Consider the following 12,289-nt stretch of genomic DNA (forward strand, 5'->3'; position numbering starts at 1 on the left):
AGGGAACGACGCCCCCGGTTGATCGAACGGTCCCGGACCTCGAAGTCCATCGCACTCCCCGAGCTGGGGTGTTGCGACGACCACTAGAACCCAAGAGGAAAGGCCGCAGGGCCGGCGCCGGCGGCTCAGGCCTGGACGGCGCGGGGGCGGTCGGGCGCGAGGAGATAGGCGAGCGCCATGTCGCCGAGTTCGTCCGCGTACCGGATTCGGGCCACCTCGCCGGTGACGGGGTCGGGCCGCAGGGAGTTGTGGAAGCAGGCACCGAGGATGGCACGGGCCACGGTGTCCAGCGCCGCTGCGGGATCGGAGCGCCTTACCTGGTGGGCGTAGGGGGCCGCGGCTTCGAGCAGGAGCCGGTGGATCTCGGTGATGGTGCGGGCCCCACGGCCCAACGCACTGGTTCCTCGTGCGCGCAGCAGCTCGGGGAAGAGGTTGTCGCCGTCGGCGAAGGACTGCAGCAACGCATACGCATAGGCGTCAATGACTCCGGAGAGTGACGAATCAGCTGCGCTCAGCTGCTCGGCGACGTACTCCTCACGACGTTCCAGCATTCGCTCGGTCAGGGCGGCGACGAGCTGTTCCTTGCCTTCGAAGCGGCGATAGATCGAGCCGACCGAGACGCCGGCGCGCTTCGCGACACCGGCGATCGTCATCTCCTCCAGGCCCGCCGAGGAGGCGATCTCCTCGGCCGCCCCCAGCACCCGAGCCAAGGTCTCAGCACTGCGCGCCTGCCGGGGTTCCCGATAGTGCGCGCGACGGTTCGGCTCATCGATCATGCCCCGCATCGTATCGGCGGCGGTCTCGGCAGAGGCCCTTGACAAGGAATGCACCTCGCTGGGTAATCTCGTTACGCGAATGTGAATTCACGTTCGCATTATACGGAGGTTCGAGAATGACCGACAACCAGACTTCGCCGCCCGTCGCCGTCACCCTCGCCTCGGGACCCACCGGCCCCGGGAGTATCGACGACTTCGAGCTGTTCTACGCACGCCGCGTCCTGCACCGCTTCAGGACACGGCTGGGACGCCAGGGCCTGCTCGATCTCCTGGCCGCGGACATCGAAGAGGGCAATGCCTTCCTGCGGGAGAGCGCGCGCACCTCCGGCGGCAGCTTCACGGGTGGTACGACGGTGCTGACGGCACAGGGGCTGACATCCGGTGAGTTCCTGGCCTGGATGGACAAGGCATTCGCTGCCGACGAGAGCGAGCTCCTCGCGGCGCACCCCGAGCACTACGTGATGGCCCCCGAGGCCGACGGATCGTTCAACGTGGTGGAGAACATCGGCCCCCACGTCTGTTCCTTCTTCATGGGCGGCTGGGGCACGGACGCGATGGCCTGGGCCTCGGAGGCGGAGGAACTCCTGCCGGAGTCCGACTTTCCGCACAAGATGTCCTCGAACCTCTTCCTCGCCGACGGCACGGTCGTCGGGCGGGCGCTGACCCAGTTCGGTGACACCGCTGACGGCTTCACAGCGAGCCTCACGGTCTATGTGCCCACCTCCTGCCCGGAGGATGTCCTGGAGCACCATCTCCGGCACTACGCCGTCGAGTTCCGGAACTGGATCCTCGCCGCCGCCGCGGCTCGCGCCTGAGGATCCGGGGACTCCGGTGGCCCGGGTAGCGCGGGCGATGCTACCCGGGGCGCCGGCCGATGACTACGCCGCCGGGTGACGCGGCACGATCGGTAGCTGCACGTAGGAGACATGGCTCGGTCCGGTGTGAACAGTATTGGTGGCGCCTGCGTGGTAGGTCACGTCATAGGCATGGTGCATCCCGTGCGCGACGCCGTCGTACGGCTGGATGTCGATGCGGAGACGCTGGCCCTTCCGGATCAGTCCCGTGCTGGGGATGAGCTCGATCTCCACCGGCACCACCTCACCTCCGCGAAGAGGTGCGTGGTCGTCCTTGAGGTGAGTGTGCTTGGGCGTACAGGCGGTGGAGCGTTCGGTGTCGAGCTTGCGGTGCGACGCCTTGAGCCATCCCTTGACGAACGGCGCGATGCGGTCCGGGTAGTTCATCGTGGTGATGCCGGTGAAGTCGACCTCGCGATCCTGCTCGTCGATGACGCGCACCGAGACATAGATGTCCATGTCCTCGCTCGTGGACGACACCCACAGCGCGGCTCTGCCGTATCCGGCGACGACGGAGTCCTCCGCCAGGCGCTCGCTGATGAACGAGACACCGGTCGTGCGGGGGTCCGCCGACTCGACGTCGGCGGAGTAGCCCGCGTCCTGCTCAGCCGTCGGCTCCGACGTCAGGAGTCGCAGGAAGCCGGGGCGCGTGGCGTCCCCGGCCCAGCCCGCCGGGCTCGCGTCGAGGAACCACTTGGTGTAGTTCGTCCTGGCGATCGGCCACTCGTTCTCCTCCTGGATGTAGGAGGCCCCGTTGCCGGTGCGGATCTCCAGACGCACCGGCGGGGTGTCCATGATCCCGTTGTCGATGCCCTTGAGCCAGTGGTCGAAGAACGCCTTGTGCCGGACGACGGTATCGGCGGCGTACGACTTCTGGAACCAGTCCTCCCAGAAGTCGAGCTTCTTGTCGGCGGTCGGAGTGCCGAGGTATGCCTCGCTGCTGCCGAGCTGGTGGAAGTGGGCGACGTGAGTCGTGGCGGCGACCGACCACAGCGGCACCGTGACCTGGCTCAGGTCCGGACTCATGAACATTTCGGCGCGCGGCCCGAATATGAGATCCGGATTGGAGTCCTTGAAGGGGCTGTCCTTCATGATGCGGGTGAAGTCGGCGATGTCAGGTTCACCGCAGATGGCCGGCACGAACCCGGCTTGCTTCCAGATCGGAAAGAACTGCTCGTTGAGGATGCCGCCGTTGTAGGCGACCTCCTCGTACAGGTCGACGTCCGTTCCGATGGCGATCATCGCCTTGAGGTGCGAGGGGCGGAGGCTCGCGGCGGCGTGCTGGCTGACCGCGAGATACGACATGCCCCAGAGCCCGACCGCGCCGTTCGACCAGGGCTGGACCCCGGCCCACTCGATCGCGTCGTGGAACGCCTCGGCCCCGGCGATACCCCAGGGGGCCAGCTGGCCAGGACTCCTGCCGGAGCCCGGCATGTCCACGCGCACGACCGCGTAGCCATCGGGTACCCACGTCGCGGTGTTGACGGTCTCGTGGTTCTCGAATTGCAGGCCATCCGCGTTGCCGGAGAAGTAGTCCTCCTCCATCTGTTCGTGGTGCTCGAGTTCGGCATCGCTGGAGATGGAATGGTGGTTGAAGGCTTTTCCGTAGGGACCGCAGCTGACGATGACCGGGTAGGTCCCGGGCTCCGCCGGACGGAACACGTCGGCGAACACATGGCCGCCGTTCTGCAGCGGGATCATCACGTCGCGGAAACGAAGGATGCCCATGGCGTTGCGGCGGAGCTCGTTGCGGGCGTTCGCGGGGGTGCACAACTCCCGTGGCGTCGTGTCGGTGAAGACGCCGGACCGGTTGAGGTCGTCGAGGAGCCCGACGATGACCTGGTCGTCGGTGAATGCCTGGATCTTGTCGGTCACGCTGGTGCCCGCGTAGTCGGCGTCGTGGCGGAAGTCGATTTTCCGGTCGCCGATGATGTCGTGCACCTCAGGAGCGATGACGGTTCCGCTGTCCCGGACGCCGCTGCGGCCGAGGGTGAAGACCAGGCGGGCGATGTTGGTCACGCCCGGATCCTTGAGCTTGCTGATGTCGCCGTCGACGCGCGCGACGATCTGCGCGAGATGAAGCCGAGGCGCTGCGGAGGCGTGCCCGATCGCGGTGTTCCCGACGAGGAACGCGATACGTTCCCCGTCCTCGTACCGGAACGCGCCGCTCTCGTCGGTGAGGCCGCGGCAGGTGGGGGTCTCATACTTCAGACCGGCGATGGGCCCGGCCAGTACGCCTGTGAGAGTCATCGTTTCCTTCTTGCCTTCAGTCGACGGGGCCGGCGTGCTTCGCAGTCGGTGGTACGGCGAGCCGCATCAACCAACGCTGATATCAACGAGACGCCCCGTGTGCACTGTACGGAAACTCGATTACACACTACATTCACTAGCGTGTCATGCCTCGCGTCGTCGCGAAGCTGGGCAGGGCGTGGTCCCTGCGTCACACAGGGAGACCCGAGCACTTGAGGGAGAACGAGTAGACATGCCTGCATCACAGGACGGTCGAGCATCCGGTGAAGGGCCGTCGATCGCCGGCCTCGCGAAGGAGGAGCGGCGCTTCGCTCCCCCGGCCGGCATCACTCGGGTGCCAACGTCACAGCCGAGGCATACGTGCAGGCCAAGGGCGACCGGCCGGGCCTTCTGGGCGGAGCAGCCCCGGCGGCCGAGCTGGGCCACCGAGCCCTCCCAGACCCTGGACCGGTCGAACCCGCCCTTCGCGAAGCGGTTCGCGGACGGCGAGCTGAATGTGGTGTACAACTGCGTCGACCGGCACGTCGAAGCCGGTCATCGGCGGCTTCTCCGCCGACGCCGTGACCTCCCCCATCGACGACGCGGACGCCAAAATCGTGATCACCGCGGACGGCGGCTACCGACGCGGCAAGCCGTCCGCGCTCAAGCCCACCGTCGACGAAGCGGTGAGCCGCACCCGGCGGATCGAGCACTACTGGTGGTGCGCCGCAAGGCAGATAGTTGACGGGCTGCTCGGGGCTGCGGGGAATCAGTCCTGGACCGGCGTGCCCGGACTGATGTCGTACGCCTTCTGCACGAGGGCGGGGCGGCTGCCGTCGTTGAGCTGCCGGTCCCACAGGGCGTCAACCTGTTGGCGGGCCTGCGGCTCCATCTCTTCGGGCAGCAGGTTGCGGTAGCGCCGTTCCTCGCCGAGCAGGACCCGTACCGTGCGCTCGTAGACCGGTTCGGGGTCGTACTGCTCGTGTGGGAAGGCCAGTTCAGCGTAGTCGTAGAGGCGGTCGGCGGGGTCGTCGCGCCATTCCTTCCACGTCTCGAACATCGTGTCGTTGAAGCCGGTGAGGAAGGGCCCGGGGTTGATCGTGGCGACCGTGACGCCGAACTCGGCCAGCTCCTGGTCCAGCGCGTCGGCGAACGCCTCCACCGCGTGCTTCGATCCGGCGTAGGCACCGGTGAACGGGTCGACTGTGAGTCCGGCGACCGAGGACATGAAGACGATGCGCCCACCGTGGCGGGCGGCCATCTGACGGGCGATGCCCTGGGTGAGCAGGACGGGCCCGAAGACATTGACCTCGAACTGGCGGCGTAGCCGTTCCTCGGTGATGTCGGCGGTGGCGCCGCCTTCGGAAACACCGGCGTTGTTGAGGAGGACCTCGACGTCCCAGGTCCAGGCATTCTCGCGGTCGCCGGGGTCGGTGACGTCGAGTTTCTCGACTCGCAGTTCGACGCCCCGCTCCCGCGCCTCGGCACGGACCGCGGTTACCTGCGCGATGATCTCCACGCCCGCAATCACCTGGTGCCCGGCCGCCGCGAGCCGCAGCGCGACCTCCTTGCCGAAGCCGCTGCCCGCTCCAGTGATGAGAATCGGTCCCGCCATGGTGGTTGAGCCTTCCTCTGCTGGTGTCCGGCCTGTTCCAGACACCGATCCTCGGACGCCCCTGCCCCCGCCGCCGTATCCGCGGTTCGGCTTGTCTACAAGGCTGCGGCTGCGGCCTCTGCCACGGTGGTGTCCTGTTCCCGCGAGCCGCCACTGACCCCGACCGCGCCCGCCACTTCCCCGTCGGCCCTGAGCGGCACTCCGCCCGCGAAGACCAGCACCCGGCCCAGCCCGGACAGGGCCATGCCCCAGAACTGCCCGCCGGGCTCGGAGTCCCGGGTCAGATCGCCGGTGGCCGACCGGAACAGAACGCTGGTGTGCGCCTTGTCGATGGAGTGCTCGATGCTGCCGAGCTGGGCTCCGTCCATGCGCACGTGAGCGACCAGACTGCCACCCGCGTCCGCGACGGCGATGTTGCTGGGAGAGCCGATACGGTCCGCCTCGGCGATGCCCGCGTCGATGATCCGGCGGGCATCGCTGAGACCCACAGTGTGTGTGCTGCGCATAAGAGAGACGGTAGATCCTCCAATGTCAGGACGCCTTTCGACGCAACCACCCCGTTCTCTTCGACATTCGAACAGATTCGTAGGTCCGTCAGCGTCTTCTTGTCCGGCACAGCGCCATCTCCGTGGACGAAGCGGCCTCCGGGCCCGGTTCGCGCGTTACGCCCGGACAGGTGACTCAGCGCCGCGCGTCGCCGGGCGCGAGCAGGCTGGTCAGTTCCGAGACCGCCTCGGGAGACGGCTTGAAGTAACGGCGGACGTTCTCCGGCTTCTTGTGCCGGGACTTCGCCATCAGCATCAGCAGTGAGGCGCCCTGCCCGCCGAGGTGGGTAAGGGCGGAATGGCGGTACTCGTGCAGGTCCCAGCCGGCCCCCGGGCCGCGGGCGCGGCCGCACATTCGACGGAGTCGTGTGCGCATTGACGCTCCACCACATCGCCGATCGGCCGCGTCTCCTCGGCGACCTCGGCGACCTACGACGGCGGACACGAAGAGCTGCTTCAGGCTTGGCCGGTTTCGAAGCGACTGATGCGCCCACCGGTGGCGGTGAAGGCCCAGCGCGTGCGCATACTGCCCCAGGTGGGGTTGGTGTACGTGGCCCTCAGGGTCCGGCTGTCGACTGAGACGTCCTCATGTCCATGCGGCTGTTCGAGGAGAAGATCTCGCGCTCCACCCACGTGGCAAGGTCACGGTCGGTGCCGTCGTCGGGCAGGGTGGCGTCATCGGTCAGCGTGGCGAAGAGGGCGTCCCTTGTCGTCGGCGGTGACGGCGGTGACGGCGGCTGCCACCGCAGGGTCACTCGGATGTGCGGTCATCAGTATCTCCTGGTGCTGCGCGCCGGGCGCCGACGCCGGCGGGGCCTGGCCGCGCCGGGAGCCGACCGGGAAGCCCCGCCGGGAGGGCGCGGGGTCAGCGTGTGGTGTAGCCACCGTTGGGGAACATCGTCTGACCGGTGAACCACCATCCTTCGGTGGCCAGGAACCTGATGATCGGGACGATGTCCTCAATGCGGGTGAGGTGGTTGCCCATCGCCTGCGACTTGTGGAACTCCACCCGCTCCGGGGTCTCCTGCGGGTAGAAGAACGGCGTGTCCATCGGCCCCGGAGCCACCGTGTTCACGGAGATCCCGCGGTCCGCGAACTCCTTGGCCGCAGCCCGGGTGAAGTGCTCCAGCGGCGCCTTGCCACCGGCGTAGGTGGAGTAGCCATCGGTGAAGGCGGCCAGCAGCGACGTGCCCAGGCTGATGATCTTGCCGTGGTCGTTCAGCCGGCGTCCGGCCTCCTGGATGAAGAAGTACGCCGCCTTGGCGTTGATGCCGAACATGCGGTCGTAGTCTTCCTCGGTGGTCTCCAGGATCGGCTTGCGCAGCACCATCCCGGTCGTGTTGACCGCGATGTCGGCGCCGCCGTAGGTGTCCACCGCCGTGTCGAAGAGCCGCCGTACGTCGGCGACCTTCGTCAGGTCCCCCTGGACGGAAGCGGCCTGCCCTCCGGCCTCCTGGATCGCCTTCACCGTCTGCTCGGCGTCGCTCTCGGAGCTGTGATAGTGCACGACCACCTTCGCCCCGGCCTCCGCGAATGTCCTGCTGATCAGACCGCCCAGGTTCTTCTCGCCACCGCCGACGACGGCTACCTTGTCACGCAGCGTGTTCTCAGTCATGCCCCGCACTCCTTCACGTCCTTGCTGGCGATCGACGTGATCACCTATTACGGACGAGACTATGCGGACATTTCCGGCATTGGGTGACAGAAGTTTCGGGTCACTCCACAAACATCATCGCCACCCCAGCCAGCGGACTGGTGCGCCGAAGAGCGGCTGCCTCCCGCCTTCCTCGTAGGCCGATCCCGGCCCGCCTCGCCGCTGGGTCGTTGAGAGGGCGCTGGCCTGGATGATGCACGCCCGCCGCCACGCGAGGGACTACGAACGCCTCATCCAGCACTCCGAAACCCTGATCACCTGGGCCGCCATCACCCTCATGACCAGGCGCCTGACCACGAACGCGGAGCGACGCCTCGCCCCTTCACGTGCCACGGCCGCCGTCTGACACGCCGAGTGGGGCCGGCCACCGGCCGACCCCACAGGAACGAGCCGAGCTACGGGCCGCATGCGGCAGCCAGCGCTCTGCGCACGCGCACGGGCTCGTACATGGGCGAAGCCATCGAGAGCACCACGAGAGCGGTCCGGCCGAGATGGGCCGCCAGCGCGTGGGCGGCAGCGCTCGCGTCACGCGCCTTCACCGCCTCCGCGATCGTGCGGTGCTGCTCGCTCGTACCCGCTTGCCACTCGAGCGGGTTCCATGACACGAAGGCCATGCGGTAGCGCGTGGCGTGGTCGGACAGCAGGGCGAGTTCCCGCTCGAGGCGTGGGCCCGACGGGTGGACCAGGGCACGGTGGAACTTCTCGTGGGGGCACTCCCACTGCTCCACGTCGCCGGTGCTCGCGGTGTCGTCCATCTCCTGGAGATACCGGTCGAGGCCTTGCAGGTGCTCCTCGCTCATCCGCGGGACGGCGATCCCGATCGCGAGCGACTCCAGGCTGATGCGCATCGCGTAGAGCTCGTCGAGGTCTTCGTCACTGAATGCCGCTACACGGGCGCGGTGCTAGATGCGCTTCCAGGTACCGTCCCGCTGCCAGCGCCTGAACAGGTCGTAGACCCGGTCCCACGGTCCGTACCATTCGGGCACATCGCGCCACGGCGCCCCGGCCCGGGTCCGCCACCGTATCCCGTTGACCAGCTGCCGCCGCGTCCATATCGGCGGCCGCCCAGACTTCTTCCCTCTGGGCAAGAGCAACTCCAGCCGGTCCCACTGCTCGTCCGTCAGATCTCCGCGTCCCACGATCCGTGATCATTTCGCAGTCAAGATCCACATATGCAACAGGCTCGGTGCGCATCGCAAATCGATGGCCGAGTGTGGGCGAGCGTCAGAATAACCGCCTATGGAACCCATCTCGCTGACGACACAGCGTCTGCTTCTACGCCCGCATGATCCCAGCGACGAGGACACGGTCTTCGCCGCCTGCCAAGATGTCGAAATCCAGCGGTGGACGGACTTTCCCGAACCGTACGAACGTCAGCACGCCGCCTTCTACTTACGCGAACTGGTGCCGCACGGCTGGAACGACGAAAAGATGTACCACTTTGCGGTGGAGGACCAGGAAAGCGGAGGGCTGGTGGCATCCGTCAATGTGCACCGTCACGCCGACACATGGGGAATCGGGTACTGGACTGTGGCGGAGCACCGAGGCCGAGGCTATGCGACGGAGGCGGTGCTCGCCCTGGCCAAGTGGTCCTTCACCGAACGAGGAGTCCAGCGCCTGGAGTGGAGAGCGGAGGCGGGGAACAGGGCATCCTGGGCCGTGGCGGAGAAGGTCGGCTTCATCAGGGAAGGCACCCTTCGTGCGGCGTAGACCAACAGGAATAGCCTGAAGGACACCTGGGTCGGCGCTCTCCTGCCCGCCGACCTCGGTCTGCCCTTCGCTCTCCCCTACTGCCCCGCACAGAGCGATCCCGGGTGACGCACAGACGCGCCCGCAAACGAGAGCCGCCAGGGCCCAGTGGCCCGGCCACGTGGCCCTGGACGGCGGGCGGGTGCGGCGATCCGGGCAACTCGCGCACTCTCACCAGGGGGTGGTGTGGTGTCGGTTTGTCGCGGCGGGGCCCGCGGCCAACAGCATGGGAACAGACAGGGCGGCTGGGTACACAAAGACCCTCAGCGGGCCAGGCTCGGGCAGGAGCGTGATGGCCAGCAGGGAAAGGTGCGGACGCGCATGGCTGGCGGCGTACCGATAGCAGTGACGGGGAGTTTCAGGCGGAGTGCTCCGGCAGAGCCGGGTCTGCGGCAGGGGTGGCCAGCACCTTGCGGGTGATGCGCTCGGCGACAGCGGCGACCAGGGACCGGGGGCGGCGGGGTGCGAGATGGGCAACCAGGGCGTTGCCGAGGCCGGGGGCGACGTAGCCGCGATCACGCTCCAGCGCGCGCAGCGCGGCGCGCACGACGGGCTCCGGGGTGGTCATGGCGCCGGTGACGGCCGCCCGGCGGGTGCCGATGGTGTCGAAGAAGGCGGTCTCCACCGGGCCGGGGCACAGGGTGAGCACGCGGATGCCGCGCCGCCGGTACTCCTGACGCAGGGCGAGGCCGAAACTCAGCACGAAAGCCTTGGCCGCACCGTAGACGGCGAAGTAAGGGGAAGGCTGGAAGGCGGCGTTGGAGGCGACGTTGACGACCGAGCCGCGGCCGCGCTCCAGCATCCCGGGCAGCAGCGCATGGGTGAGGTCGACGAGTGCGACGACATTGACCATCAGCTGATCGTGGTCGCGGGCCCCCGATATCTCTTCGAAGCGACCGCAGGTACCGAAGCCCGCGTTGTTGACCAGCAGGTCGACGGTCAGACCGCGGGCGGCCAGCCGGTCGGCGATGCGGCGGGCCGCATCCGGCTCGGCGAGGTCCTGGACCAGCACTTCGGCACGGACACCGTGCTCGGCGGTCAGACGCTCCGCGAGGGCGGCCAGCCGATCACCGGAGCGCGCCACCAGGACCAGATCGTGTCCCTGGGCGGCGAGTTGCGCGGCGAACTCCGCGCCGAGGCCTGACGACGCTCCGGTGACAAGGGCAGTGCTGTGCACGGGTTACTCCTCCAGTCGGTAACAACTGGGAGTGAAGGTAGCAGTACTTCACTTATCCGCAACAGACCTGTCGCAGTTGTAGGGTTGGCCACCTCACCCTTGTGCCGTATTCCTGTGTAAGTGGTCTGATGGAGACGTGATGAACAAGTCGACGGAGCGGACGTTGCGAGCGGACGCGGAGCGCAGCGTACGTGCGATCCTGGGGGCAGCCGAGCAGGTGCTCGCCCAGGAGCCCGGCGCGTCCATGGAGCAGATCGCCGTAGCCGCGGGAGTGGCCCGTACGACGGTCCACCGGCGGTTCGCCAGTCGCCAGGCACTGCTCGAGGCGCTGGCCACATCAGCGGCCCGCCAGCTCGCCCAGGCGGTGGACGACGGCAGACCGGACACCGCGCCGCCTCTGGTGGCGATGCACCGGATCACGGCCAACGTCCTCCAGGTCAAGAGCGCCTGGGCGTTCGCCCTCGAGTTGCCTGCCGACCCGGACAGCGAGGCCGCCATCCTGCAGCAGGACATCGCTCGCCGCTGTACCACCGTGCTGGAACGCGCCCGAGCGGACAAGCTCATCGACGCGACAGCCGACCTCGACTGGGTGCGTCGGGTCTACTACGCGCTCCTCGGGGCAGCCCTCCACGGCAACGACGACCCCGCCGACCCGGACACCGTCGCCGCCCGCATCGTCGACACCCTGCTGCACGGCGCCGGCCCGCGCACCTGAGCCGACAGCTGCCGGTGCGGGTGACGGCGAGCGGACGGCCCTGGCCGTCGCACCCCAAGTGGATCTTGCTGGTCAGTCCGCGTGCGGTGGGTGCCCGTCCCCGTCGCCTGACGGGGGCAGAGCCACGGCTCGGAGGAAGGCTTGGCTGAATGTCTCGATGGCCTCTTCCTTGCTCGGCATGTCTGCCGCGATGACCTGGCTCGCGACCGGGCGCAGCAAGAAATGCAGGAAGATCGGGCCGGTCATCATCTGCGTGAGCAGCAGTGGCGGCAGATCACGGACACGTCCGGCGGCTGCCTCTTCAGCGAGCCACGCCCCGAGGCCCGCCAGCATACGAGGCGTCAGGCTCTGGAAGGCCAGCCGGACGTTCTCGTCACCGGGGCGGGCGAAGACCTCTGCCAGGAGGGCCGGCAGGACACGCGGCTCGCGTTCAAGAGCGTCGATCATCAGCCGGTGGAGGTGACGTACGGCGTCCTCCAGGCTGCCGCGCGGCCCGGCCAGGAACGCCTCGACATCGACCATGGGGGTGTAGCGGTCGAAGACGGCACGTAGCAGTTCGTCACGCCCTCCGAAAGTCGCGTAGAGGCTGGGCACGGAACATCCGGCCGCGGCTGCCACGCGTTCAAAGGTCACCGACCCCAGCCCCTGCGTGCTGATCTGGGCGCCGGTGGCCTCGATGGCGCGTTCTCTGACCGGCTTCCGTCCTCCTGGTTCGATGCCGGCCGCGCGAAGCGCCTCGTCCAGGGTGTGCCGGGTGCCGCCCAGCCGGCGGACCAACGTACTGCGCGAGATACCGGCCTCCAGGGCGATGTCCCGCAAGGTCACCTCGGCCACGGGGACGCGCAGCTTCTCCGCTGCCCGCAAGGTTGCCTCGATGATCTCCTGGGAGATCTGGACATCCGCCGGAGGCCTGGTACTCGACATGTGTGTCAATTTACTATTGATGCGAGGTCCAAGCCACCGTGCGTCAGGTCC

The 12,289-nt window shown here is 67.9% G+C and carries 12 protein-coding genes and 4 pseudogenes; 5 read left to right on the plus strand and 11 right to left on the minus strand.

Going from position 1 to position 12,289, the window contains the following annotated elements:
* Window positions 1-125 precede the first annotated feature (125 nt).
* The gene (locus AB0C75_RS33500) at window positions 126-776 is read right to left on the minus strand and encodes a helix-turn-helix domain-containing protein (RefSeq protein WP_362895916.1); all 651 of its coding nucleotides are present in this window, start codon (window positions 774-776) and stop codon (window positions 126-128) included.
* A gap of 116 nt (window positions 777-892) precedes the next feature.
* Here AB0C75_RS33500 and AB0C75_RS33505 point away from each other — a divergent pair, with 116 nt between their 5' ends.
* Window positions 893-1,591, plus strand: a complete 699-nt coding sequence (locus tag AB0C75_RS33505; RefSeq protein WP_362895918.1) for a hypothetical protein — start codon at window positions 893-895, stop codon at window positions 1,589-1,591.
* 63 nt (window positions 1,592-1,654) lie between these two features.
* Here AB0C75_RS33505 and AB0C75_RS33510 read toward each other — a convergent pair whose 3' ends face one another.
* A complete protein-coding gene (locus AB0C75_RS33510; RefSeq protein WP_362895920.1) occupies window positions 1,655-3,880 on the minus strand; it encodes a CocE/NonD family hydrolase in 2,226 nt (741 codons plus the stop codon).
* 232 nt (window positions 3,881-4,112) lie between these two features.
* Between AB0C75_RS33510 and AB0C75_RS33515 the strand changes: the two are divergent.
* Window positions 4,113-4,572: pseudogene (locus AB0C75_RS33515) on the plus strand (acetyl-coenzyme A synthetase N-terminal domain-containing protein); the annotation flags it as partial.
* A 56-nt stretch (window positions 4,573-4,628) separates the two neighbouring features.
* Here AB0C75_RS33515 and AB0C75_RS33520 read toward each other — a convergent pair.
* The 5 genes and pseudogenes from AB0C75_RS33520 to AB0C75_RS33540 all read right to left on the minus strand — a co-directional run bounded on the left by AB0C75_RS33520 (window position 4,629) and on the right by AB0C75_RS33540 (window position 7,634).
* Window positions 4,629-5,474: an SDR family oxidoreductase gene (locus tag AB0C75_RS33520; protein WP_362895921.1), complete on the minus strand. Its 846-nt coding sequence runs from the start codon at window positions 5,472-5,474 to the stop codon at window positions 4,629-4,631.
* A gap of 95 nt (window positions 5,475-5,569) precedes the next feature.
* Window positions 5,570-5,980 carry a heme-binding protein gene (locus AB0C75_RS33525; protein ID WP_362895923.1) on the minus strand — a complete coding sequence of 137 codons (411 nt, stop codon included), beginning with the start codon at window positions 5,978-5,980 and terminating at the stop codon, window positions 5,570-5,572.
* A 175-nt stretch (window positions 5,981-6,155) separates the two neighbouring features.
* A pseudogene (locus tag AB0C75_RS33530) lies at window positions 6,156-6,359 on the minus strand (site-specific integrase); the annotation flags it as partial.
* 116 nt (window positions 6,360-6,475) lie between these two features.
* Window positions 6,476-6,790 (minus strand): annotated as a pseudogene (locus tag AB0C75_RS33535) (nuclear transport factor 2 family protein).
* A 94-nt stretch (window positions 6,791-6,884) separates the two neighbouring features.
* Window positions 6,885-7,634: an SDR family oxidoreductase gene (locus AB0C75_RS33540; RefSeq protein ID WP_362895925.1), complete on the minus strand. Its 750-nt coding sequence runs from the start codon at window positions 7,632-7,634 to the stop codon at window positions 6,885-6,887.
* 193 nt (window positions 7,635-7,827) lie between these two features.
* On the opposite strand from AB0C75_RS33540, the pseudogene AB0C75_RS33545 reads away from it, so the two are divergent.
* Window positions 7,828-8,019 (plus strand): annotated as a pseudogene (locus tag AB0C75_RS33545) (hypothetical protein); the annotation flags it as partial.
* A gap of 49 nt (window positions 8,020-8,068) precedes the next feature.
* Here AB0C75_RS33545 and AB0C75_RS33550 read toward each other — a convergent pair.
* Both AB0C75_RS33550 and AB0C75_RS33555 read right to left on the minus strand, forming a co-directional pair.
* On the minus strand, window positions 8,069-8,521 hold the full coding sequence (locus tag AB0C75_RS33550; protein WP_362895926.1) for an FCD domain-containing protein: 453 nt from the start codon (window positions 8,519-8,521) through the stop codon (window positions 8,069-8,071).
* Between the two features lie 54 nt (window positions 8,522-8,575).
* On the minus strand, window positions 8,576-8,812 hold the full coding sequence (locus AB0C75_RS33555; protein ID WP_362895928.1) for a transposase: 237 nt from the start codon (window positions 8,810-8,812) through the stop codon (window positions 8,576-8,578).
* A gap of 100 nt (window positions 8,813-8,912) precedes the next feature.
* Between AB0C75_RS33555 and AB0C75_RS33560 the strand changes: the two genes are divergently transcribed.
* Window positions 8,913-9,383: a GNAT family N-acetyltransferase gene (locus AB0C75_RS33560; RefSeq protein ID WP_362895930.1), complete on the plus strand. Its 471-nt coding sequence runs from the start codon at window positions 8,913-8,915 to the stop codon at window positions 9,381-9,383.
* Window positions 9,384-9,780: 397 nt separating this feature from the next.
* Here the strand turns inward: AB0C75_RS33560 and AB0C75_RS33565 are convergent, their stop codons facing one another.
* The gene (locus AB0C75_RS33565) at window positions 9,781-10,599 is read right to left on the minus strand and encodes an SDR family oxidoreductase (protein ID WP_362895932.1); all 819 of its coding nucleotides are present in this window, start codon (window positions 10,597-10,599) and stop codon (window positions 9,781-9,783) included.
* 139 nt (window positions 10,600-10,738) lie between these two features.
* Here AB0C75_RS33565 and AB0C75_RS33570 point away from each other — a divergent pair, with 139 nt between their 5' ends.
* Entirely contained in the window at window positions 10,739-11,314 is a 576-nt protein-coding gene (locus AB0C75_RS33570) for a helix-turn-helix domain-containing protein (RefSeq protein WP_362895934.1), read from the plus strand.
* A 72-nt stretch (window positions 11,315-11,386) separates the two neighbouring features.
* Here the strand turns inward: AB0C75_RS33570 and AB0C75_RS33575 are convergent, their stop codons facing one another.
* Window positions 11,387-12,238: a TetR/AcrR family transcriptional regulator gene (locus AB0C75_RS33575; RefSeq protein ID WP_362895936.1), complete on the minus strand. Its 852-nt coding sequence runs from the start codon at window positions 12,236-12,238 to the stop codon at window positions 11,387-11,389.
* Between the last annotated feature and the right edge of the window lie 51 nt (window positions 12,239-12,289).

Origin of the sequence: Streptomyces sp. NPDC048565 (genome assembly GCF_040650935.1) — a bacterium.
Classification (GTDB): Bacteria; Actinomycetota; Actinomycetes; order Streptomycetales; family Streptomycetaceae; genus Streptomyces.